Annotated in this window: 23 protein-coding genes and 2 pseudogenes; 5 read left to right on the forward strand and 20 right to left on the reverse strand. The window is 28.2% G+C overall.

Translation table 11 applies throughout. The annotated features are described in order from the left end of the window. The first annotated feature begins 261 nt into the window (after positions 1-261). Positions 262-765 carry a DUF4230 domain-containing protein gene (locus tag CP523_RS06955; protein WP_066673641.1) on the forward strand — a complete coding sequence of 168 codons (504 nt, stop codon included), beginning with the start codon at positions 262-264 and terminating at the stop codon, positions 763-765. Between the two features lie 179 nt (positions 766-944). On the opposite strand, the gene bioA is transcribed toward CP523_RS06955, so the two are convergent. From bioA to CP523_RS06995, 9 genes are all read right to left on the reverse strand, one after another. Continuing rightward, the gene (bioA, locus tag CP523_RS06960; protein ID WP_120140731.1) at positions 945-2,291 is read right to left on the reverse strand and encodes an adenosylmethionine--8-amino-7-oxononanoate transaminase; all 1,347 of its coding nucleotides are present in this window, start codon (positions 2,289-2,291) and stop codon (positions 945-947) included. A gap of 13 nt (positions 2,292-2,304) precedes the next feature. Beyond that, positions 2,305-3,006 (reverse strand): dethiobiotin synthase, encoded by a 702-nt coding sequence (bioD, locus tag CP523_RS06965; RefSeq protein ID WP_066673644.1) that lies wholly within the window; start codon positions 3,004-3,006, stop codon positions 2,305-2,307. Then, positions 3,006-3,965, reverse strand: coding sequence for a biotin synthase BioB (gene bioB, locus CP523_RS06970; RefSeq protein WP_120140732.1), 960 nt, complete (start codon positions 3,963-3,965; stop codon positions 3,006-3,008). The genes bioD and bioB overlap by 1 nt, the downstream gene beginning before the upstream one ends. A gap of 17 nt (positions 3,966-3,982) precedes the next feature. Next, a complete protein-coding gene (locus tag CP523_RS06975) occupies positions 3,983-4,540 on the reverse strand; it encodes a biotin transporter BioY (RefSeq protein ID WP_066673647.1) in 558 nt (185 codons plus the stop codon). A gap of 160 nt (positions 4,541-4,700) precedes the next feature. Next, entirely contained in the window at positions 4,701-6,053 is a 1,353-nt protein-coding gene (locus CP523_RS06980) for a carbohydrate ABC transporter substrate-binding protein (RefSeq protein ID WP_120140733.1), read from the reverse strand. 124 nt (positions 6,054-6,177) lie between these two features. Beyond that, entirely contained in the window at positions 6,178-6,333 is a 156-nt protein-coding gene (locus CP523_RS15970; RefSeq protein ID WP_162925967.1) for a DUF6903 family protein, read from the reverse strand. 36 nt (positions 6,334-6,369) lie between these two features. Beyond that, a complete protein-coding gene (gene gnpA / locus CP523_RS06985) occupies positions 6,370-8,526 on the reverse strand; it encodes a 1,3-beta-galactosyl-N-acetylhexosamine phosphorylase (protein ID WP_120140734.1) in 2,157 nt (718 codons plus the stop codon). An 18-nt stretch (positions 8,527-8,544) separates the two neighbouring features. Beyond that, entirely contained in the window at positions 8,545-9,441 is an 897-nt protein-coding gene (locus CP523_RS06990) for a carbohydrate ABC transporter permease (protein ID WP_066673653.1), read from the reverse strand. Positions 9,442-9,455: 14 nt separating this feature from the next. After that, positions 9,456-10,349, reverse strand: coding sequence for a carbohydrate ABC transporter permease (locus tag CP523_RS06995; RefSeq protein ID WP_120140735.1), 894 nt, complete (start codon positions 10,347-10,349; stop codon positions 9,456-9,458). 175 nt (positions 10,350-10,524) lie between these two features. Between CP523_RS06995 and CP523_RS07000 the strand changes: the two genes are divergently transcribed. Then, positions 10,525-11,394 carry an AraC family transcriptional regulator gene (locus CP523_RS07000; protein WP_120140736.1) on the forward strand — a complete coding sequence of 290 codons (870 nt, stop codon included), beginning with the start codon at positions 10,525-10,527 and terminating at the stop codon, positions 11,392-11,394. Between the two features lie 100 nt (positions 11,395-11,494). On the opposite strand, the gene CP523_RS07005 is transcribed toward CP523_RS07000, so the two are convergent. Next, positions 11,495-12,253, reverse strand: a complete 759-nt coding sequence (locus CP523_RS07005) for a tRNA threonylcarbamoyladenosine dehydratase (protein WP_066673659.1) — start codon at positions 12,251-12,253, stop codon at positions 11,495-11,497. A 132-nt stretch (positions 12,254-12,385) separates the two neighbouring features. On the opposite strand from CP523_RS07005, the gene CP523_RS07010 reads away from it, so the two are divergent. After that, positions 12,386-13,213 (forward strand): CPBP family intramembrane glutamic endopeptidase, encoded by an 828-nt coding sequence (locus CP523_RS07010; protein ID WP_066673661.1) that lies wholly within the window; start codon positions 12,386-12,388, stop codon positions 13,211-13,213. Between the two features lie 94 nt (positions 13,214-13,307). Continuing rightward, complete coding sequence (locus tag CP523_RS07015) at positions 13,308-14,003, forward strand: 5'-methylthioadenosine/adenosylhomocysteine nucleosidase (protein ID WP_066673663.1); 696 nt, start codon at positions 13,308-13,310, stop codon at positions 14,001-14,003. 326 nt (positions 14,004-14,329) lie between these two features. Here CP523_RS07015 and CP523_RS15975 read toward each other — a convergent pair whose 3' ends face one another. Together CP523_RS15975 and CP523_RS15980 are read right to left on the reverse strand one after the other, a co-directional pair. Next, the gene (locus CP523_RS15975; protein WP_162925968.1) at positions 14,330-14,497 is read right to left on the reverse strand and encodes a hypothetical protein; all 168 of its coding nucleotides are present in this window, start codon (positions 14,495-14,497) and stop codon (positions 14,330-14,332) included. A 399-nt stretch (positions 14,498-14,896) separates the two neighbouring features. Beyond that, positions 14,897-15,073 (reverse strand): hypothetical protein, encoded by a 177-nt coding sequence (locus CP523_RS15980; RefSeq protein WP_162925969.1) that lies wholly within the window; start codon positions 15,071-15,073, stop codon positions 14,897-14,899. Between the two features lie 91 nt (positions 15,074-15,164). Here CP523_RS15980 and CP523_RS07020 point away from each other — a divergent pair. Next, positions 15,165-15,408 (forward strand): annotated as a pseudogene (locus CP523_RS07020) (transposase); the annotation flags it as partial. Positions 15,409-15,559: 151 nt separating this feature from the next. On the opposite strand, the gene CP523_RS07025 reads toward CP523_RS07020, so the two are convergent. The 8 genes and pseudogenes from CP523_RS07025 to CP523_RS07060 all read right to left on the reverse strand — a co-directional run bounded on the left by CP523_RS07025 (position 15,560) and on the right by CP523_RS07060 (position 21,431). Beyond that, positions 15,560-15,874, reverse strand: a complete 315-nt coding sequence (locus CP523_RS07025) for a DUF3784 domain-containing protein (protein WP_066673665.1) — start codon at positions 15,872-15,874, stop codon at positions 15,560-15,562. Between the two features lie 52 nt (positions 15,875-15,926). Then, positions 15,927-17,173 (reverse strand): annotated as a pseudogene (locus CP523_RS07030) (DUF1015 domain-containing protein). Between the two features lie 24 nt (positions 17,174-17,197). After that, positions 17,198-18,112 carry a D-2-hydroxyacid dehydrogenase gene (locus tag CP523_RS07035; protein WP_120140737.1) on the reverse strand — a complete coding sequence of 305 codons (915 nt, stop codon included), beginning with the start codon at positions 18,110-18,112 and terminating at the stop codon, positions 17,198-17,200. 68 nt (positions 18,113-18,180) lie between these two features. Next, positions 18,181-19,257, reverse strand: a complete 1,077-nt coding sequence (locus CP523_RS07040; RefSeq protein WP_066673674.1) for a pyridoxal-phosphate-dependent aminotransferase family protein — start codon at positions 19,255-19,257, stop codon at positions 18,181-18,183. A gap of 652 nt (positions 19,258-19,909) precedes the next feature. Beyond that, complete coding sequence (gene mscL, locus CP523_RS07045; protein WP_083089370.1) at positions 19,910-20,362, reverse strand: large-conductance mechanosensitive channel protein MscL; 453 nt, start codon at positions 20,360-20,362, stop codon at positions 19,910-19,912. Positions 20,363-20,460: 98 nt separating this feature from the next. After that, the gene (locus CP523_RS07050; RefSeq protein WP_066673676.1) at positions 20,461-20,649 is read right to left on the reverse strand and encodes a hypothetical protein; all 189 of its coding nucleotides are present in this window, start codon (positions 20,647-20,649) and stop codon (positions 20,461-20,463) included. A gap of 242 nt (positions 20,650-20,891) precedes the next feature. Then, positions 20,892-21,140, reverse strand: a complete 249-nt coding sequence (locus tag CP523_RS07055) for a pro-sigmaK processing inhibitor BofA family protein (RefSeq protein WP_066673678.1) — start codon at positions 21,138-21,140, stop codon at positions 20,892-20,894. A gap of 45 nt (positions 21,141-21,185) precedes the next feature. Next, positions 21,186-21,431: a YaaL family protein gene (locus CP523_RS07060; RefSeq protein ID WP_066673680.1), complete on the reverse strand. Its 246-nt coding sequence runs from the start codon at positions 21,429-21,431 to the stop codon at positions 21,186-21,188. Positions 21,432-21,536 lie beyond the last annotated feature (105 nt).

Consider the following 21,536-nt stretch of genomic DNA (forward strand, 5'->3'; position numbering starts at 1 on the left):
GTGTAATAACTCTAAACATACACTCATATACTTAAATACATTCTATAAATTAATACTAATAAGGAGGGATTATTTATTTTTATACCAAAATTTCTAAAAGGAAAGAAAAGAAAATCTAAAATCAACTTAAAGCTTTCCTTCACTATTCCTCTTATTTTTATTCTTATAGGGGTCTTTTTAGGATATAAGATTTTCAAGCCACAAAAATCACCTCCAAAGCAATGGACATTAACTGACAATGATAAAAAAGATGTAAAGTTTATGTCTGAAGAGAGCCTAATTAAAGAAATTAGAGATGTAAATAAAATTATCCCTTTAGAGATAGAACTTTCTGAGACTATAGTCGTTGATAAAAGTTGGGGAGATTTTGAAGTATTTAAAAAGATAAAAAGAATTAAATTCTTCGCTAATTGCTCATACACTGTTGACCTATCTTCAATTGGTGATAAAGATATAAATATTAATAAACAAACAAAAGAAGTTGAGTTATACCTCCCTAAACCACAAATTTTCAGTATAGATATTGATGAAAATAAAACAATTTATGAAGAGGCATCAAATGGCCTGCTTCGATTTGGAGATATTCAACTAACTTCAGAAGAACATGGAGTTATACAAAGAGAGACATCTAAGATTTTTGAAAGTAAAATGAAAGATTCTCAAATATATGATAAGGCAATTTCTAATACAAACGTAGTTTTAGAAAAATTACTCAGACAAATTTCTGGTAATGACATGAAAGTAAAAGTTAATTTTAAAGAATAAAAAATTAATGGACTGTTTTAAAACTATAACCTATTTATTATTTTAATAATTAGTAAATAAAGAACAACTAATAAAATTAAAATTTCTTATTAGTTGTTCTTTTATCTATTTATATATTATTAAATTTCTATATTATTCAAGCTATATTTTCACAGACTATATATTTAAAGATATCTCTTTTAAATCCTTAATATATATTCATCCAAAGATTCTTTACACACCCTAACCATTTCCTTCATTTCCTCTTCTTCTATTATATATGGAGGATTAAAATATAAACAGTTTCCTATAGGTCTTAAAACTACACCCTTTTTAAGAGCAATCTTATATATTTCATAGCCCACTCTTTTTTCACTAGGAAAGGATTCCTTAGTTTCTTTATTGCTTACTAATTCTATTGCATTTATTAATCCTATATTTCTAATTTCGCCTATAAGCTGATGACTATTTAATTCACTTAATAAAATTTCATTTAACATTTTGCCTTTTTTATTTATCATATTTAAAATATTCTCTTCTTCAAATATCTTTAATACTTCTAAAGCTACTGCACACCCCATAGCATTTCCTGAGTACGTGTGAGAATGTAAAAATGCCTTATACTCACTATAATCTCCATAAAATACATTATATAATTTATTAGAAGTCATAACTACAGACATAGGCATATATCCCGCTGTTAATCCCTTAGATAAGCACATAATATCAGGACTTATTTCAGCATGCTCACAAGCAAACATCTTACCAGTTCTTCCATACCCAACTGCAATTTCATCTGCTATTAAATTAATATCATATTTGTCACATAATGCTCTTAGACTCTTTAAATATTTAGGTGAGTAAATTTTCATTCCTGCAGCCCCTTGTACCATAGGTTCAATTATAACTGCAGATATTTCATGATGATTATTTGCTAACAGTTCTTCCATGTACTTAAAACATTCTGCATTACAACTATCCCTATTCTTTTCATAATTACATCTATAACAATCAGGTCCTTGAACTCTATAGGTATCTACCATTAAAGGCCTATATACCTTATTATATATATCTATATCCCCTACCGATAATGCTCCTAGAGTTTCTCCATGGTACGCATCCGTAATAGCTACAAATTTCTGCTTTTTAGTTTTTCCTATTTGTTGATGATAATGAAAACTCATTTTTAAAGCTATTTCTACTGCCGCCGATCCATTATCTGCGAAAAATACCTTTTCTAATCTTTCAGGAGTTATCTTTACTAATCTTTCACTTAGCTCTATTGCTGGTATATTAGAAAAGTTTGCAAAAATAACATGCTCTATTTTATTTATTTGATTTATAATTGCATTATTAATTCTTTTATTGGCATGTCCAAACAAATTACACCACCAAGAGCTAATGGCATCTAAATATCTATTTCCATAAGTATCATAAAGATATATGCCTTCGCCTCTTTCAATAACTATTATTTTAAGTTCTTCATAGTCTTTCATCTGTGAACAAGGATGCCATATATATTTGAAATCCTTATCTATTAGATTCATAAATCGTCCCCCATTAACCGTTTATTAAACTTATTAACATATTAAAATTTATTAAATTATCCACATTATCTTTTTCTTTTTCCACAAATGGAATAGTTAAAATTCTATTTATACCTGTTAAATGCCTTATAATATCTTTATTATCTTTGTGGATTATATTTTGTGGATTATATCCATTAAGTATAACTCCATTTACCTTTATGCCTTCAGCCTCTAAATATTTAATAGTTAAAATTGTATGATTTATAGTTCCAAGTCCAGCTCTTGCAATTACTATAGTCGATAATTCTAATTCCTTTATTATATCCTCAAGTAAAATTGTTTTAGTATCTGTTATATTTATTGGACATATTATTCCACCACTACCTTCAACTACTAATAATTCATACTTATCTTTCATTTTCTTATAATCACTTTTTATCTTTTCAATATTTATATCAATACCTTCAATTCTAGATGCTAAATGTGGTGAATATGGATTTTCTAATGTATAAGATACTAAATTTTCATAGTCTTCATTTAACCCCGATAAACTACAAACCTCTTTAGCATCACCTGGTATTAACTTATTATCTTCTTTTATAGCCCCACTTAATACACCTTTAAAATATCCTGCCTCTACCCCATTATCTCTAAGAGTTTTTACTATTAATGATGCAACAAAGGTTTTACCTACATCCGTATCTGTTCCTGTTATAAATATTGACTTCCTCATTATTTCACCTTCAATCCTAAAGATTTAATCATTCTTCTATCATCACAGATTTTATTTCCACAAGTAGTTAATAAGTTTCCTGTAATTGTTCCATTTTCACCTGCTTTAAAGGCTCTATCTCCATCGTTATTTAGCAAGCTTCTACCAGCTGCTAACCTTATGTTTGCTTTAGGATTTATAAATCTAAACACAGCTATAGTTCTAAGTATTTCTTCCTCACTTAAAGATTCTTGTTTTTCTAAAGGCGTTCCCTTAATTGCCATAAGTGCATTTATCGGAATAGATAGCACCCCTAAGCATCTTAATTCTATGGCCATATCAATTCTATCTTCTCTACTTTCTCCAAGTCCTATTATTCCACCTGAACAAATCTCTAACCCTACTTTTTTAGCTTCTTTAATTGTATTTATTCTTTCATCATAGCTATGAGTTGTACATATCTTTCTATAATAGCTTCTTGAAGTTTCTAAATTATGATGATATCTTTTAACACCAACCTCAGTAAGTTTCATCAATGACTCTTTGTCTAAAATTCCATGAGATGCACATAAACTTATATTACATTCATCATTTAACCTTTTATAATAACCTACCACTAATTTAAAATCTTCTCCAACTAATCCTTTACCCGAAGTTACTATAGAAAATCTATCTACTCCCTCTATTTCATTTTCCTTAGCTTGAGCTTTTATTTCTTCATAGGATAATAGCTTATATTCTGTTACTCCTGTTTTAAAGTGAATTGATTGAGCACAGTATGAACAATCCTCAGAGCACCTTCCACTTTTTCCATTTATTATTGAACATAAATCTACTTTACTTCCTGCCCAAATTTCTCTTATTATATCTGCTGATTTATATAAAACTTCTTTTGGTTCATTGTATAATTTTATGGCTTCTCCTTTGGTTATTTCATACCCATTCAAAATTTTTTCCATTAACTCACTACAATATCCCATTCCTATTCCCCCTAAAACTAACTAGCATACCCAAGTTTTCTTAATAAAGGTACAACTCTAGCACCTACTATTGAAATAATTAGAGTTAATAATAGATCACTTGCTAGGCATGCTATTATTCCAACACTAATAGCTTTCCATAAACTCATTACTTGCCCTAAATAGAAATTAAAAATAACATACATATGAATACATCCAAATAAATATATAGCTCCAAGTCCAACTAAACAAGCCATAAATATTCTCTTTATATTCAAGTCTTTCATTTCCTGGGAAATGTAGCCTATTATATAAGCTGCTACTATAAACCCAATTAAATATCCAAAAGTAGGTTGAAATATATATTGAGGTCCACCACCTCTAGTAAATACAGGCACTCCTATAAGACCTATTCCAACATATAAAACTTGTGCTAACATACCTCTTTTAGCTCCTAATAATATAGCTCCTAATGCACAAAAAAAGTATTGTAAAGTAAATGGTACTATTGGCAATGGTATAGTAATAAAAGCCCCAATTGCAGTTAAAGCTGCAAACATTGCAACTAAAACTAAATCTCTTGTTTTTAAATTCATAATTAACCCTCCACTTTATTTTGATAATCAAAGTATATTGAATATCATATATTTCTTTTTTACAATTGTCAACTAAATTATTTTTTAAGGTTTACAATATAAATCTCAAATTATAAAAAAAGGTGTGATATAATCCATCACACCTTTATACTAAACTTTATTATTTTATTATAGCTGCTCTTAGCTTATCACTAGCTTCTTGTAATGCTTTTTGCCAATCTGCAACTGTCTTTTCTCCAGTCATTATAGAATCTACTGTTCCAGTATAAATATCACCAAAAGTTACACCTTCTACTGGTTCTGTTGCTGCAAATCCACCCATAACTGGTTTAGCTCCATTTTCATAAATCTTAAACATTTCTATTTGTAATGAATCTAAAGATTTACTAGCAATTTCAATTGCACCCTTTACAGGAACAACAGCTTTTGCATTTTCGGCAATTACTTTAACAGCCTCATCACTATACATATAAGCCATAAAATCTTCTGCTAATTCTTTATTAGCAGCATCTTTTGGAATATACATTTGTTCAAAGAAGTTGTAAGAATATTGGTCTCCGCCAGTCTTAAATGCTGGATATGCCATGAATCCCCACTCGAAACCATCTGCTCTTGGAGCATCTTTCATTTCATCTGGCAACCAAGTTCCATTTGGAATAAATAAAGCCTTATTATCTAAAATTAATTGTTGATTGTTCTTAAATCCTTGATCATTTGCATTTGCTACAACTGAAGGTTCTAAGTAATCTTTAAGTTTAGCTATAGTATCTAAAGCTAATTTAGCGGAATCTGAATTCCAGAATCCTTCTTTATAATTCATAGCATCTTCAAAAGCTTGTACTCCACCAGTACCAGCTAACATTGCAGCTATTGTACCATCATAGTATCCTGCTGTAGGGTATGACCATAATGCTATTCCATCATTCTTAGCTTTATCTCCTAATGCAAACATTTCATCCCAAGTCTTTGGAAGTTCGTATCCCTTTTCTTTAAATAACCCCTTATTATAGAATAATCCTGTTGGACTATAGAATAATGGTGCTAAATAAGTTTTTCCATCTCCATATGGATTAGTTGCTGATGTATCTAAAAATCCTGGTAAAATTTTATCTTTTACAGTTACATCTTCTCCTGGAACTTTTTTATCTAGTACACCTGATAAATCATGTAAACCTTGCTCTTTAATAAATGTTTCTGTTAAAGCTTCTTTTCTTCCAGTAGCTAAATAAACTAAATCTGGAACATTTCCTGATTGAACTTGTGGACGAATAACTTCTTCTAAGTTATTCGCTACTGTTAATTCTACAGTAACTCCTTCATGAGCCTTTTCAAAATTTTCTTTTAATTTTTCCCAATATACTTTCCCATAACCACCTTCAAAAGCTGCAACCTTTAGAACCTTATTTTCCTTACCTGCATTATTTGGCTCCTCGCCACCCTTAGTCCCACAACCTGCTAGAGTTGAAATTAGCATAAATGAACTTAATAAAAGTGCTATTCTTCTTTTTTTCATTTTAATTCTCCTCTCTCCCTTAAATAAATACCATAAATTTAAATTACCTATATATTAATTTTATTATTTTGTAAACGTTATTTATATAGCTTTTTTGCGGATTATTATAATAATCTTGTTTATATTATTGATATCTTTTATTATATAAATATAACTCCGAAAGCAATCCTGCCAAACCTATAAACATTAACCCAAGTCCTGTATATCCTAATATTTTATTTCCTTTAACTACTAAAAAAATTGAAATTAAAAATATAATCGCACCAATTAATTTTTTCATAATTTATAACTCCTCCTTAAGGATTTATTATGACTATTACATACTTATCCACCTTATCTCTGCTGGTTCTAATTCAATATTTACAACATTTCCTTCTCCATCATATAGATTAGTTCTTTGCTTTTCATTTGAATTATTTACCACAGCATACTTATTAGATTCTAAATAAGCTGATACTTCACAGTAAATATTATCTGCATACCACTTTTTCATTTCAGATTCTTTATTAGCTGCATAGAAACAAGCTCTCATTAATAACCTAGTGTTTTGTGCTGAATAAGGTAATCCTGCTATATAAACAGCTCTACCCTTGCCATACTCATTGGCAGACATTAATAAATCGCCATTTTCAATTTTAATTATTTCTGTATCACTTTTAGTTGCATATATATTTTTTTGACTTTCTCCAAAATCTAAAGCCTCAAAAACATCTTCAGTTATAAAATGCTGTTCTACGGATGTCTTAAAATATTTATCTGTACTTAATGAGAACCCTAATTCTTTATCTACTCCTAAAGCATCTGATAATTGGAAATAATGTCCTCCATTTAACGCAGCAGACGGTTCCCCTATTCCTACAAATCCACCACCATTAAATATCCACTCTCTCACATTTGTTATTATATCACAATCATTCCATTTTTCTCCACCGCTAAATGCAGTTCCAGCATCTCCTGCATTTATTATTACATCTATATCTGAAGGGATTCCATGGTTTTTCACATCATCAAAACTTATAAACTTAACATCCACACTCATTCCGCTTAAAGCTTCTATTACTCCAAGATAAGTATATATTTGTTTATACCATAAAGCATGTGCTACCATATGAGTTTGCCATGTACGAAGTTTTCCCCAGCAATTCAAAATTGCAACTTTTAAACCACAATAAGGCTTATTTCCATCTATATTCTTATATATTTCTCTAAACTCATCACATACTTCCCCAATATACTCTACAAAGTTAGGGAATTTGTAAGCAAGAGATAAATATCCGCCATATCCAATCCTATCAACTGGCTTTCTAATTAATGCTCTTCTTGCTGTTAACCAATTTTCTCTAGCCTCTATAGTTGGATCATTTCCTTCATAAAAAGTATCAGGAAAGAAATATGGTAAAAAACGTCCTTCTGTATATTTAACTCCAGGAATATCTGATATCATTCTTAAAGTAGCCCCACTACCTACAGATCCAACCACAGCATCTAAACCTATTTCTTCAAAATATTTTCCATAAGGTTCTGTTCCTATCCAGTTATCCCCTAAAAACATCATTGCTTCCCTTCCATGTTGATGTGTTATATCAACCAGTTTCTTAACGTTAACTGAAACAAATTGTTGTTGAAAATCCATATAATCTAAATATTCCTTTGTTGGAACTCTAAATGTACTATTATAATATCCCTGATCAACTATATGCTCTGGTCTTAATTTATACCCTTTAACCTTTTCAAATTCTCTTAAAGCTTCTGCACTAACACTTGAACTATATCCAAACCAATCTACGAATTTTTCTTTTGCTAAATTATTAAACACTAAAGTAAAGTGATAAAAGAAAGTGGTAAAGCGAACAACATCTGTTTCTGGATGTTCATCTAACCATTTATGCATGGCTTCAAATATATGTTGATTAGTTTTAGGTTTTCTTGCATCAAAAGGCATTTCATGAGGCTTGTCTCCCCAATTATTTGTTATATGATTATACATTTGGGTAGGATCCCAAATACAATAAGCTAAGAATGAAACTGTGTATTCATGCCATGCAGTCGTATTTTTTATTATAACTTCTTTAGTTTCATCATTATATTCCCATTTATCTAAGCTAACTACCTCACCTGTAGTTCTATCTATTACTTCCCAAAATTCTTTAACATCATGATATGAATCTGGTTGTACTTGCTCTTCAAAATATCCATCCATTATTTTAATTATTAATGTATCTTCAGTAGCCAAATGGTGCTTAGTCATTAGATAAGTTTGTTGTAGTTCTTCTCTATTATTATTTGCCCATTCATTATCTCCACGAGCTACAAAATAAGTAGAATATATCTTTTCTGCTAACCCCTTAATTTCTCTTGGTAATTTGAAACCATCGCAGTCACGTATTGCATCTGCTCCCCATTTTTCAACTATATCAATGGTTTCCTTTATAAAATTATCGTCTGTTGGTATAGTTACTCTTCCTTTACTCATTTATCTCATCCTCCTAGCCTATTCTTTTATACCGCCCACTGTCATTCCTTCAGTTAATTTCTTTTGAACTAATATATATAAAATTATTGTTGGTATCATTACTATTACAAGACCTGCATACATGGCACCATAATCTGTTGCTGTTTTTTGAACTTGCATTAAGTTTATTAAACCTAAAGGTAATGTTTTTGCCCCATTTGGTAACATTGTTAAAGCTATAATATATTCATTCCAAAAAGCTAAAAAGTTAAATAATATAACTGTTAAAATACTTGGTTTTGCCATTGGAATTATTACATGTATTAATGTTTTAAAATTACTACATCCATCCATATAGGCTGCCTCTTCATATGCCTTTGGTAAAGTTCTTAAGAAGTTCATTAATAAATAAATTGTAAATGGTAATGCTGTTGATGCATAAATTATTGATACTACTATTCTGCTATCTAAAAATAAACTCATACTTGCTGGAAGTGCAAATATTTCTTTAACTAATTTTTCTCCATCTAATACCATTAAGAATATTGGTACTACTATATAGTTTACATTTATAAATAAACCCGCTGAAAATAAAAGATTAATAACCTTTTTACTCTTAAATTCGAATCTTGATAACACATATGCAGCTGGTATAGCAACTACTAATAAAATTATTAACGCTAATCCAGTTACTATAATAGAATTTATAAAATACTCTCCCATATGAGCTTCAACAAAAGCTTTACGGAAATTTTCAAAGTAGAAACCTTGTGGTAATACCCATGGATTACCATAAAATTCAGATTTGTGTTTCATTGATGCTAAAAATGCCCATCCTAAAGGAATTAATATACTTAATGCAAAAATACTTAAACATAAATACATGAATATCCTAAAAAGCTTTTCAGCTGACATTTCTTTAAATGCTTTTTTCATATTAATTCCCCTCCTTAAAACTCTATTACATCTCTCTTTGTTGCTTTACTTATTATTAAAGAAAGTCCAAATGAGAATATAAATATTACAACTCCTATTGCCATTCCATATCCATATGCTGAATTAGAGTACGCCTGCTTGTACATATAATTTAGGAAAACGTCTGATGCTCCATCAGGTCCTCCTGCTGTCATAACTTTTACAAATAAGAAACTTAAATTTATAGTACTTATTATAAAGAATGTTAATGTAGTTCTTATTGTGTTCCAAATTAAAGGTAATGTTATTTGGAAAAATTGTTGTGATCTTGTTGCTCCCTCTAAATCTGCTGATTCATATAGACTACTAGGAATACTGCTCATACTTGCCATATACATTACCATATAGTAACCTACAGCTTGCCAGATCATTGCCAAAGCTATACACCATATTACAACTTTTTGATCTCCTAACCACATTCTTTTAAAAGACTCTAAACTTAATGCATCTAATGTAGCATTTATAATACCTTGTCTTGGATCAAGTATTGCTGAAAATATTGCTGATATTACTACTACAGACAAAATATTAGGAAAATAAAATACTATTCTAAAGAAATTTTTAAATTTAGTATCTTCTCTAACCAGTACTGCTGCAGATGTAATTGCTAATATTAACGTAATTATTGTTACAATTACAAGTAAAAATAAAGTGTTTTGAAATGACCTTATAAAGTTTTCATCTTTAAATAAGATTGTAAAATTATCTAAGCCTACAAATTTTTTATTATTTGACAATCCTCCCCATTTAAATAAAGACATCCAAAATACATTTAAAGTTGGTATAACCATAAATACTATAAATAGGACTATTGCTGGTATTACAGATAAGCTTATAAATAATTTTTTTGACGTGTTTTTTCTTCCCATAAATGTTCACCCCTTATTAGTAACTCTCTGTATAATTATTGTATTAATTTGTAATCTTTTACACAACAAAATTATTGCTTAATATTTTAGTAATCTTGCTATCAATAATAATATTAAATGCAATATTTTTTTGTTATAATATTAATTATAAGCAATAAATTTATGAGGTGTTGTTATGGGGAATACAAGATATTTGATTAATGATAAGAATATTTACAACTGTAAATATGAATTATTGTACATTAGTAAATCAAAATATGAAAACGATTGGCATAGTACGGCTCACTTTCATCCATTCACAGAAATATTTTTTATAATTAATGGTGAAGGTGCCTTTCACCTAGATGATAAAGATGTTAAGGTAAAACAATGGGACTTAATTATAATAAATCCCAATTGTCTTCATACTGAAAAATCAATCACTAAAGATAATCCCTTAGAGTATATAGTATTAGGAATAGATAATTTACTTTTAAATTTTCCAGACACATATAGTTTGACGAATAATATAAACTTAAAAAAACTATATAAAATAATTGACTTTACAAGTAATAAAGACTATATACTACATTACTTAAACTGCTTAATACAAGAAGTGGAAAGCAAAGATTATAATTATGAGATGGCTTGCAAAAATATATTAACACTTCTAATAATACACATCATTCGTAGCATACCATCCTTACTATTAGTTGAAGAACCTCAAGAAAAGCTCAATTTAGAATGCGTTAAGATAAAGAATTATATTGACTCTCATTATTCAGAAAATATAACATTAGATATTTTGTCAGATATGTCTTATATGAACAAATTTCATTTAGTCCATACTTTCACAAAACAAATCGGTATATCACCAATTAACTATGTAATTAATAAAAGAATTGAAGAATCTAAAAATTTATTAGCTACCACTAATTACTCTATTAGAGATATCGCTTCTATAGTTGGTTTCTCTAATTCATCCTATTTTAGTCAAGCTTTTAAAAAAGTCACGGGGAAATCTCCCAAAGAATATAGAGTTGATAAATTACATAGTATGATTTAATAATTGTTTAAGTAAGACAAGCTTTTTTAAATAAAAAAATAAGAGATAGAAAATTAAATTTTCTATCTCTTATTTTTATTTAATAGTCTCTTTTTAGTTTTTACTTAATTTCTAATATATCCTTAATAACTTCTCCACCTATTATCATTCCTGCAACTGGAGGAACAAATGATATACTTCCTGGAATTTGTCTCTTTGCTGCACATTTCTTTGTACCACCTGTACAAACACATCCTGTCTTGCAAGTAACTACATCTTCAGTTTTTGGTTTTATTGGCATTTCTTCTGAATAAACAACTTTAAGCTTTTTTACCCCTCTTTTTCTAAGTTCGTATCTCATAACCTTAGCTAAAGGACATACTTTAGTTTTATAAATGTCAGATACCTTAAATTGAGTTGGATCTAATTTATTCCCAGTTCCCATAGATGATATTATTTTTATCTTCTTTTCATAACAATATTGTGCTAATGCAAGCTTAGCTGAAACGGTATCTATTGCATCAACAACATAATCAACATCATCTGGTACAATATCCTTTATATTTTCAGGTGTTACAAACACTTGATGAGTTATTACATTGCACTTTTTGTTTATAGAAAGAATTCTTTCTTTCATCACTTCAACTTTAACTTTGCTTATTGTTCCATATGTAGCATGTATTTGTCTATTTAGATTAGTTAAACAAACTGTATCGTCATCTACTAGAATTATATTCCCAACTCCAGCTCTTGTTAAGGCTTCTACTGTAAAACTTCCAACTCCACCTACTCCAAATACAATTACTTTCGCACCTTTTAACTTTTCTAAGCCTTCACTACCTATAAGTAGTTCTGTTCTAGATAATGGATGTTGTAACATTCATATCTCTCCTTTATGTATTATAATTTATAATTATTTTAGACTATTGTTTATATATATACAAGAATATTATTCATATATATAATGGTATTATATGTTAAATATAATTTACTTATTGTTGGAGGTTTAAAATTGAAAAAATTATTTAACAAAATTTTTTCGCCATACAGAAAAATAGAACAAGAACAATTAAACATATCTTTTGGTATATTTAAAGCAATATTTATACTATTAGCTTGTAATATTGTAGAGGCAATTTTTACTAGTATTCCTTATTTTATTACTTCTGATAATTTTTTAGATAATAATATGATAGTATTAATACCCTATGAAATTATTTTATTCTTTTTATTACCTTATATATGGAATGATATTAGTGGAAAAAATACTAAAGTTATAAATACCTATAAGAAATTTAATTTAAAGTCCATTATTTATCCATTCTTATTAGTTATATCCTTTAGATTAATTTATGACTCACTTATTTATCCTTTAGTAATGCTAGTTCCTGAAAGCGAATTTTTAAATGAATTTACTTCAATGGCAAATAATAATTTTTTATATTTTTTTATTAGTGCAATTTTATATGCACCATTTACAGAAGAACTATTATTTAGAGGGATTATACTTAATGGCCTGCTTGGAAAATATAGCGCAAAAATATCAATTCCAATTTCTGCTTTAATATTTGCGTGTGCTCACTTTAACTTTCATCAAGGCGTAAATGCTTTTATTTTAGGGTTAGCTTTAGGATATATATTCTATAAAACAAAATCCCTATATTTAACCATATTCTGTCACTTTATAAATAATTTAATAGCACTTGTTACTACTGTCCCATCAAACCCTGAAATTTCATATGTAGTAACATTCTTATCTGCTAGTATAGGACTTGGTTTGTTAGTTTTAGTAATTATGAAATATAGACCTAAATATAATGCAAACTTCGAAAAGTTATAGATGTAAGGTCTATTAAATAATTTGTTTTAAGTATATAATAATCATTAGGTTAATTATCTTAGTTAACCTAATTTTTTTATGGAGGATTTTAATAATGGTTTTAGGAATTATAAGTGCAATGTCAGAAGAATTAGAAATTCTTTTAAAAGATATGACTCTAGAAGAAAAAGTTGAAAAGGCTAACATGACTTTTAATAAAGGTAAACTTGGAAATACAAGTATAATCGCTGTAGTTAGTGGTATAGGTAAAGTTAATGCTGCCGTATGTGCTCAAATATTAATCTCAGAATATAAAGTTGATTCAATAATAAACGTAGGTGTTGCTGGTGGTATAGGTAAAGATATATATCCTGGTGATGTAGTAGTTGCTACTGATTTAGTTCAACATGATATAGATACAACAGTATTTGGAGATCCACATGGCCAAGTACCTAGATTAAATACTTTTGCTTTTAAATGTGATGAAGGTTTAGTTAAGGCAGCTATGGATGCTTGTGAAGAAATAACTGAAATAAACACATTCTCTGGAAGAATAGTATCTGGAGACCAATTTATTTCAAGTGTAGAAAAAATTCAATGGTTTGAAAAGGAATTTGGTGCCATTTCATGTGAAATGGAAGGAGCAAGTATTGCTCATGTTTGCTACTTAAATAATATTCCATGTGTTGTTATTAGATCAATTTCTGATAATGCAAATAATGGAGCTCATATGGACTACGAAAAATTCATTCCATTAGGTGTAAGAAATTCAACAGCAATATTAAAAACAATGATAAATAAACTTTCTTAATTTATACATAAGGAAAAAGGGCTCTCTCTAAATAGCTAGCCCTAAAAATATAACCTGTATTTAATGAAAGTTAATAATGCAATAAAATATAATAAGAGCAGTTATAAAACAGTAGTTGGTTTTGTGTAAAAACAAAACTAACTACTGTTTTTTTGTATGAACACCTGGTGGTTTTGGAATAATATACTATATAAACTTAGATGGATAATCACTAATAATTTAATAATTTTTATATCTACCAACTAAAATTAGTGTTTAATAAAACAATGACAAATACAAGAAGAGATGTACACTAATTTTTAGTGTACATCTCTCTGAAAAATTAACTATTTTTTATCTGATTTACTTTTAAAAAGTATTATAACATAACCTAATATTACTATTGCAAAAGGTAACAATTGTATGTACCAAACTAATCCTAGAGATGAAAATATATCATCTAATACCATTGCTACCATAACAATTATAAGAACAGCTATAAATTTTTTATCCATATTTATCTCTCCATTATTATAAATATTTTTAATATTGTTTTGTATTAACTATTCAAATATAGTCCAAACTCCATTTTCTACACCATCATATCTATCAAGAGCTTTAGCTACAAAGTCGCCTACACTAAATGATAAGTAATTTATTATTTGTCCACCTAAAAATCCTGCAACTTTATTTGCATCCCTAACCCATTTTGTTGATAGGGTACTTAAATGTACTGCTCCACTTTTTTGTGCTAATACCTGATATTGTTCTTTACTTTTTTTCTAAAGCATCTTTTTGAAAGCACATCACCTTCATTTATAAATACTTCTTTTATTTCGCCGGAAGCTTTGGTTATAATAAATAAACAATTACTTATTCTTAATTCCTTCTTTATTTCATATGAAGCTTCAACATTATAAATTGAATTTTAAAAAACCAACTTTACTTATATAAAACTTATAATAATATCCCTTCTTCTCTATTAAACTTTCGTGAGTTCCTTCTTCAACTATCTTTCCCTTATCCATAACATAAATTATGTCGCAAACTCTCATAGTTGATAATCTATGACCTATAATAAGCATAATCATATTCTTGCATTTTTTAAACAAAATATCAAATAGTCTAGCTTCACTTATAAAATCTAAATTACTTGTTGCCTCATCTAATAATGATGATGTAATGGTGAAAAATAAGCTTATACAAAGGCCCGTTAAAGATGTTCTTGAAAACATCTTAGAAGCAGAAATAGAAGAACATTTAGGTAGAAATAAATACGAAAGAAAAAAAACTCTAGATGAATCAAAAAAAGAACTATAGAAATTGATATAGCACTAAGAGTTTAAGAAGCTCCTTCGGTTATTTGGACTTAGACATACCCCGTGATAAAAATGCAGAATTTGAACCACAAATTATAAAAAAATATTACTGAAAATAAAAATTTCCAGTAATATTAAAACAACAAAAATAATAATAACACAAAACTATCTAGTCTCTCCTCTTTAATTACACAGAACTATCTAGTCTCTCGCAGTTAGTAAAAATATTTAAATTTACTATCTACTCTTATTTATTAATCACTCTTCTGTCGTAATAAGTTGTGCTCCAACAAATGTTGTTATAAACCATATAACAAGCGCTATTACTAATATAATTATACTTTTTGTATATCCTGCATAATCTATTAAGCCAAATGATATCATTATTAAACCTAATGCATAAAAGCTATTTCCTAAATAATCACTAACTTTATTTAAAAATGTATACTCACTTTTATCATCTAAAGGTTCTTTATAAGCCTTAATATAAGGATTAATTCTTCCTTTCTTTATTAGTAATCCAAGTGATATTGCAATAACCATCATAATTATGCTAGTAAATAAAATTAGCATAATATTTCACCCCTAAATCAATAATAAATATTGATTTATTATATTCAATAGTTTACTTTATTGACATTAATTTATGAATAAACAGGCCACTTCTAGGTTTAGGCTCAAACCATGTAGATTTTGGTGGCATTATTCTACCACTATCTGCAATATTCATAATATCCTCAATTGATGTTGGGAACATCGAAAAACTTACTTTCATGTCTGTGTTAGCTCGTTTTTCTAATTCTTCTAATCCTCTTACCCCTCCAATAAAAGCTATTCTTTTTGATTTTCTAGGATCATCTATTCCTAATATAGGATTTAAAAGATTATTTTGTAATATTGATACATCTAGCTGTTCAACTGGATCATTTATATTATATGTTCCACCTTTTGCTTCTAATAGATACCACTTTTTTCTAAATACATTCCAAAAGTATGTTTTTTATTTGGTTTTACTCTATCAGCTGAATGTTTTATTATGAACTTTTCTTTTACTCTATCTAAAAACTCTTCTTTAGTTAAATTATTTAAATCTTTAACTGTTCTATTATAGTCTAAAACTTCTAATTCACTATCTGGATATATTATTGATAAGAAGAAATTAAACTCTTCATCTCCTGTATATTTACCTTTTTCTTTTCTCCTAAGTTCTGCAACCTTAACAGCTGAAGCTGATCTATGATGTCCATCAGCAATATATAAATATTCAACATCTTTAAATAAATCTTGTAATTTATCTACTTCTTCTTTATTATCAATTACCCAAACCACATGTCCATTACCATCTTCTGATATAAAATCATAAATCGGCTTCTTTTTAACCCAATTATCTATTATACTAGTTATCTTTTTATTTTCTCTATAAGTCATAAATATTGGTCCTGTATTAGCATTACATGCATCAACATGATTAATCCTATCAATTTCTTTTTCTTCCCTTGTTAACTCATGCTTTCTAATAATATTATTTCTATAATCATCCACAGAAGTACATAATACTAATCCTGTTTGTTCTCTTCCTTTCATTATTTGCCTATATATATATAAACAAGGGATATTATCTTGAACATACCATTTTAAATCTACCATTTTATCTAAATTTTCTTTTGCTTTATTATAAACACTACTATCATACATATCTATAGAATCATCTAAATCTATTTCTGCTCTATCTACATGCAAAAATGAATATTCATTTCCATGTACTATTTCTTTTGCTTCTTTCCTATTCATAACATCATAGGGCAATGCCGCTATTTTTGAAGCAAGTTCTTCTGTGGGTCTCAATGCCATAAAAGGTCTAACTATTGCCATACTTTCTCCTCCTAAGATTAAATATTAATCATCTATTTTAAAGAAGTCTTTTATAATTGATACAACTTCTTCTCCTATTCTTTCTTGAGCCTCTTTTGTTGCTGCCCCAATATGTGGAGTGCAACTAACATTCTGATGACTTACTAAATCCTTATTTTTTGTTGGTTCTTCTTCAAAAACATCAATTCCCGCACCAGCTATTTTCCCACTATTTAAAGATTCTAAAAGAGCTTCTTCATCTATAACCTTTCCTCTTGCACAATTAATTATATAAGCTCCATCTTTAATTATATTTAATTCTCTTTTACCTATTAAAGCTCCTTTTTCTTTCTCATATGGAACATGTAATGATATAAAATCTGACGTTTTAAGAACTTCTTCTAGTGAGAGAAAATCATAATTTAAGTCCTTATGCTTTTCTTCTATAGTATAATATTGAACCTTCATCCCCAAAACTTCTGCTTTTTTTGCTAAGGATCTACCTATTCTCCCCATACCTATTATTCCTAAAGTCTTATCATTAAGCTCTACACCCTTATATTTTTTCTTATTCCACTGTCCATTTCTCATTGTATAATTAGAAATTCCAATAAATCTAGTTAATGCAAACATATGACCTAGAACTAATTCAGCAACAGCATTTGAACTAGAATTAGGAGTGTTTCCAACAGATACTCCTTTACTACAAGCATAATCTACATCTATATTATCTGTTCCTACACCTGCTCTTATTATTAATTTTAAATTCCCCTTTATTGCTTCATCTAAAATGTTTTTTCTTACTTTAGTTGCTGATCTTACAATTAAAACATCAAAATCCTTTATCCTTTTAATTAATACATCATCACTATAATGATTATTTTCAACATAAAACCCAAATGAAACTAAATTATCTATAGCACTTTTTTCAAGTCCATCACTTGCTAAAACCTTATACATTATTTCGCCCCCTTATTTAATTATTAAAAAGAGTTTAGAGTTTTCCCCACCTCTAAACTCTTCTTTATTTATTCTAACTTTAATATTTCATTTATATTTTTTAATAAGTCATTTATATCTGATATTTGACAATCAGCCATATGAGCTATTCTAAATGTTTTATCTTTTAATATTCCATATCCATTTGAGATTTGAAAACCTCTTTCCCCCAACTTTTTATTTAAATCTGAAATATCTATACTTGTTGTATTCTTTATAGTTGTTAAAGTATTAGATAAACATTTTTTATCTGGAAATATTTCAAAATATTTCTCTGCCCATTTTCTAACTACCTGCGCCATTTCAATATGTCTTTTAAATCTATTTTCTAATCCTTCTTTATTAAGAATGTAATCAAGCTGATAATCTAAGGCATACATATGAGATAATGATGGTGTTGAAGGATATTGGTAATCCTTTTTTTGAATATATTTATATAATGCTAAAAGATCTAAATAAAACCCTCTATTAGGAACCTTTTCTGCTCTTTCTTTAGCCTTTTTAGAGAATGTACAAATAGACATTCCTGGTGGAAGTCCTATTGCCTTTTGTGTTGAAGTAATACAAATATCTATTCCCCATTTGTCTACTTCTATTTTAGTCCCTACTGCTGAACTAACAGTATCTACTATAAACACTATATCCTTATATTTCTTTATTACCTCTCCAATATCTTCAACTGGATTCATTACTCCTGTTGATGTCTCATTATGTGTAACTGCCACCAAATCATATTTCCCTGTTTTTAATTCCCTATCCACCATTTCAGGTGTTATAGATTGCCCCATTTTTACTTCAAATAAATCTGCTGGAACATTATTAGCCACTGCCATTTCATACCACCTTTTTCCAAAGGCTCCTATAGAAAATACAGCAGCTCTTTTAGCAGTACAAGATCTTATTGCCCCCTCCATAAGTCCGCTTCCTGAAGTAGTTGAAAGTAAAATCTCACTTTCAGTATAAAAAATCTTTCTTAAATTATCGCTTATTCTTCGTTGAAGTATAGAAGCCTCTTTACTTCTATGACCTATCATAGGTTTCGCCATTTGCTCTAAAACATCAGCCCGTACTTCAACAGGTCCAGGAATAAATAGTTTTTTATGCATTATACGCCCTCCAATCTATTATTTTATATACTAAAAAATATTATTGTTGTATATTTCACTTCTTTTTCCTATATATAACAACTAATTAATACGCTTTTTAGAATTTTTATTAAGTAATTTTATACTGAAAATATCTATTTATATTTAAATAGATATTTAAATAGATATTTTTATAATATGTTATTCATTTATTTATGTACTTATTTTTTTATAAAAAGGTCCCTAAATATAAAATTACTTTTGTATTTATTAATTTGTAGACAAAGTAATTCATTTTTAAACAAATAGGAGGTAAATTTTAATGCAAGTTTTATCTGAAAAAAAAGGATTAGATTGAGGATTTATACTCTAGAGGGTACTAAAGTAAAGTTTGAAATAAAAAGAAAGTCCTTTGGTAGACAACTTAAAGAAACTATTAAAATTAATAAAAATAATGCTATGGAAATTATGTAGTTTTATTAAATTATACTACTTGTATTTCTGAATATTCTTATAACTTAATAAAAACTCATAATTATAGACCTGTTCATTAGTTGAGTATAATAGAAGAGCTTTTACCCATAAAAATTTTAACGCACGAGAAAGAAATAAAAAAAGCTAATATCGTTCTTCTTCAAAAACGAAATATTAGCTTTTTTATTTATATTATAATTTACTCATTAGTGTTTTCAATAGATTTACAAGAATTTGATTCTTTCAATATATCTCTTATTTCAGTTAATAATGTTTCTTCCTTTGAAGGTTTCTTTTCTTCCACTACTTTTTCTTCTTCTTTTTTCCTATTTAACCTATTAATAATTTTAATCATAATAAATATTGATAATGCTATTATTAGAAAATCAACTACATTTTGAATAAATACTCCATAGTTTAATGTAACTGCTGGCTTTCCACCTTCTTCTGCTTTAAGCACTAATGTTAAATATTCAAAATTTACCCCGCCTGTCAATAATCCAACTAAAGGCATTATTACATCTTTAACTAAAGATGATACTATTTTATTAAATGCTCCACCTATAACAACCCCAACAGCTAAATCTATAATGTTACCCTTCATAGCGAACTCTTTAAACTCTTGAAAAAACTTTTTTCCTTTTTCTTTCACTTTAATATTTCCTCTCTTTTGTATATTTTATTTACTAATCCTATGTATTATATATATATATCACATGTTTGGCAATATAATATATATTTTATTTACTACTATAGTGTATCCCATTCCTCATCAAAAAATGTTAATATTGATTCTGTTTCCCTACAGTATTTAACACATCTACATTGTCCTAAATGTCTTGGGCACTTATAACATAAACACCCCTTATCATCTCCATTACAACGCTTTTTCTCATATTCAGGACAATATTTACAATTAACTCCATTTCCTGCTGGCATATCTTTTTCCTCCTCTTATGTTATCTATATTTATATTACTATTAAAGTGTCTAAAAAAAAATATAAAGTAACACTTTTTTAACTAACCCATATACTGTTTCTATAAGGAGCTTTTCACTCATTGGCAAATTAAGAAAAACTTCTAACTCCCATCTATATAGACTTTTGGGAACCATTGGTTCCCTCTCTCTTCAAAAAATAAGAGAGATTCAAATTCTAAGTTGAATCTCTCTTTTATTATGTTACAAAAATAATTGGAAAATTATTAGGAATATTACACCCGGTACCCCTAGAAAACCTGCAATTAAAGCTGTTACTGCATTTATTCCTATAGCAAATCCAAGATATCCGCCTATAAAGTTTGCTATATACAATAAAACTATTCCTATTACACCATTTATAAGTATCTTTAAAGGCCATTTTAAAAATTTTATAACTACATATAGTAAAAGTAATCCAACTAAAGCATACACCATCATTCTATAATCCATATGTATCTCCTCCTTTGTAACTATTATACTACTACAAAAATAACTTTAGTCTATATTTCTTCGTATTTCTCTTTTCTTAGCAATTGAAATTAAATAGTCATATCTCATTTTAGCTACATCTTCTGCATGTATAGCAAGTTCTATTAGCTTTGGATCACTAACTGCATTAAACATTTCTCGTGCTACTTCCATTTCCATTCTAGCATTTTCTATATTGTCAATTATTTCTTGATCTTCTTTACTATAATCTACCTTTTGCATTAATAAATCCATTATTATCCCCTTATTCATACAATCGCCTCCTAATACATCTTATTAAAATACTTTCCACCTTATGGTAAATATATACGTCTTTTATATATGTTTATTACATTAAAAGGAATTATAGTAAAAAAA

It is taken from the genome of Clostridium septicum (assembly GCF_003606265.1).
In the GTDB taxonomy this organism is placed as follows: domain Bacteria; phylum Bacillota; class Clostridia; order Clostridiales; family Clostridiaceae; genus Clostridium; species Clostridium septicum.

Bases quoted from the DNA above. Each gene is read 5' to 3' on its own strand.
- CP523_RS06955 (WP_066673641.1), top strand. From the start codon at position 262: ATGTCTGAAGAGAGCCTAATTAAAGAAATTAGAGATGTAAATAAAATT.
- bioA (WP_120140731.1), bottom strand. From the start codon at position 2,291: ATGAATCTAATAGATAAGGATTTCAAATATATATGGCATCCTTGTTCA.
- bioD (WP_066673644.1), bottom strand. From the start codon at position 3,006: ATGAGGAAGTCAATATTTATAACAGGAACAGATACGGATGTAGGTAAA.
- bioB (WP_120140732.1), bottom strand. From the start codon at position 3,965: ATGGGATATTGTAGTGAGTTAATGGAAAAAATTTTGAATGGGTATGAA.
- CP523_RS06975 (WP_066673647.1), bottom strand. From the start codon at position 4,540: ATGAATTTAAAAACAAGAGATTTAGTTTTAGTTGCAATGTTTGCAGCT.
- CP523_RS06980 (WP_120140733.1), bottom strand. From the start codon at position 6,053: ATGAAAAAAAGAAGAATAGCACTTTTATTAAGTTCATTTATGCTAATT.
- CP523_RS15970 (WP_162925967.1), bottom strand. From the start codon at position 6,333: ATGAAAAAATTAATTGGTGCGATTATATTTTTAATTTCAATTTTTTTA.
- gnpA (WP_120140734.1), bottom strand. From the start codon at position 8,526: ATGAGTAAAGGAAGAGTAACTATACCAACAGACGATAATTTTATAAAG.
- CP523_RS06990 (WP_066673653.1), bottom strand. From the start codon at position 9,441: ATGAAAAAAGCATTTAAAGAAATGTCAGCTGAAAAGCTTTTTAGGATA.
- CP523_RS06995 (WP_120140735.1), bottom strand. From the start codon at position 10,349: ATGGGAAGAAAAAACACGTCAAAAAAATTATTTATAAGCTTATCTGTA.
- CP523_RS07000 (WP_120140736.1), top strand. From the start codon at position 10,525: ATGGGGAATACAAGATATTTGATTAATGATAAGAATATTTACAACTGT.
- CP523_RS07005 (WP_066673659.1), bottom strand. From the start codon at position 12,253: ATGTTACAACATCCATTATCTAGAACAGAACTACTTATAGGTAGTGAA.
- CP523_RS07015 (WP_066673663.1), top strand. From the start codon at position 13,308: ATGGTTTTAGGAATTATAAGTGCAATGTCAGAAGAATTAGAAATTCTT.
- CP523_RS15975 (WP_162925968.1), bottom strand. From the start codon at position 14,497: ATGGATAAAAAATTTATAGCTGTTCTTATAATTGTTATGGTAGCAATG.
- CP523_RS15980 (WP_162925969.1), bottom strand. From the start codon at position 15,073: ATGATTATGCTTATTATAGGTCATAGATTATCAACTATGAGAGTTTGC.
- CP523_RS07025 (WP_066673665.1), bottom strand. From the start codon at position 15,874: ATGCTAATTTTATTTACTAGCATAATTATGATGGTTATTGCAATATCA.
- CP523_RS07035 (WP_120140737.1), bottom strand. From the start codon at position 18,112: ATGTATAAGGTTTTAGCAAGTGATGGACTTGAAAAAAGTGCTATAGAT.
- CP523_RS07040 (WP_066673674.1), bottom strand. From the start codon at position 19,257: ATGCATAAAAAACTATTTATTCCTGGACCTGTTGAAGTACGGGCTGAT.
- CP523_RS07050 (WP_066673676.1), bottom strand. From the start codon at position 20,649: ATGCCAGCAGGAAATGGAGTTAATTGTAAATATTGTCCTGAATATGAG.
- CP523_RS07055 (WP_066673678.1), bottom strand. From the start codon at position 21,140: ATGGATTATAGAATGATGGTGTATGCTTTAGTTGGATTACTTTTACTA.
- CP523_RS07060 (WP_066673680.1), bottom strand. From the start codon at position 21,431: ATGAATAAGGGGATAATAATGGATTTATTAATGCAAAAGGTAGATTAT.